At 44.7% G+C, this 1,111-nt stretch carries 2 protein-coding genes; both read left to right on the top strand.

Annotated features, from left to right (window positions below; genetic code table 11):
* Positions 1-335: glycoside hydrolase family 2 protein (locus V7659_RS22165; protein WP_335542327.1), on the top strand; the 335-nt coding region annotated here is incomplete at its 5' end.
* Positions 332-1,111 (top strand): alcohol dehydrogenase catalytic domain-containing protein (locus V7659_RS22160; RefSeq protein WP_335542325.1); only part of this gene is annotated, 780 nt, incomplete at its 3' end. The genes V7659_RS22165 and V7659_RS22160, both read left to right, overlap by 4 nt.

Here is a 1,111-nt window from a genome sequence, read left to right as displayed (position 1 = left end):
AAGCAGTCATGGTCCTCCGCTCAAAAAATAATAAAACTGAAGATAATTTCTATTATTTTCGCGATCAAAAGGATATGAGATTTGCAGAGTCGGAATTAACCGTTGTGGTTGACAAGGAGAAAAATGAGTTGACGGTTTCCACCGACGTGGCAGCGCGGATGGTAACTATTGAATTAGATATGGAGCAACTTGTGATGAAGGATAATTTCTTTGACTTACTCCCAAATCAGAAAAGAGTGATTGCCGTGCATCAGGTTGAGGGGAAAGAAATTCCTTGGGATACATTGAGTATTAAGGCTATGAATAGCAGGAAAATAAGGGGGGATTTATCATGAAAGCAGCCGTGTTGCAAGGAACAAAGCAACTAGAGGTAATGGATTGGACGTATCGATCCCCAGTAGCGGGAGAGGTCATTATCAAGGTGAAAAGCTGTGGCATTTGTGGTACGGATCAGCATATTTATCATGGTCACCCTGGATCGGCAGAAGTCCATCCTCCGATTGTGCTCGGTCATGAATTGGCTGGCGTAGTGGTAGAAGTTGGTGCAGAAGTATCGACGCTCCAAAAAGGCGACCGAGTGTCGATTGATCCGAACATTTATTGCGGTACATGTGAGTATTGCCGCAGCAACCGAGCTCATTTGTGTAACCATCTTCAGGCTGTCGGAGTAACAAGAGATGGCGGTATGGGGGAGTTTTGCGTGGTACCAGCTGCCAATTGTTATAAGATTCCAGATGCGATGACCTTTGAAGAGGCTGCGCTTGTCGAACCATTAGGATGTGTGCTTCATGGTTTTAAAAAGGTTCGATTCTCACCTTTAAGCCGTGTACTCATTATTGGAGGCGGTTTTATTGGGCAATTGTTTTTGCAATTGGTGAAAAATCAAAAAGTACAGTCGATTACTGTCATTGAGCCTGCCGAAAATAAACGGGAGCTTCTCTATCAGCTTGGTGCGGATGAAGTAGTTCATCCAGAGAATGCTTCTAATCTTGAAGTGGATGTCGTGATTGAATGTGTGGGCAGAGGAGAGAGTATGGAGTTAGCGGTTCAATCAGCGGCAAAAGGCGGCCAAGTGTTACTGTTTGGCGTGGCAGCTCCAGAAACGGTTATC

It is taken from the genome of Neobacillus drentensis (genome assembly GCF_036966985.1).
GTDB lineage: Bacteria > Bacillota > Bacilli > Bacillales > Cytobacillaceae > Neobacillus > Neobacillus drentensis_E.
This window is presented reverse-complemented; position numbering and strand designations above follow the sequence as displayed.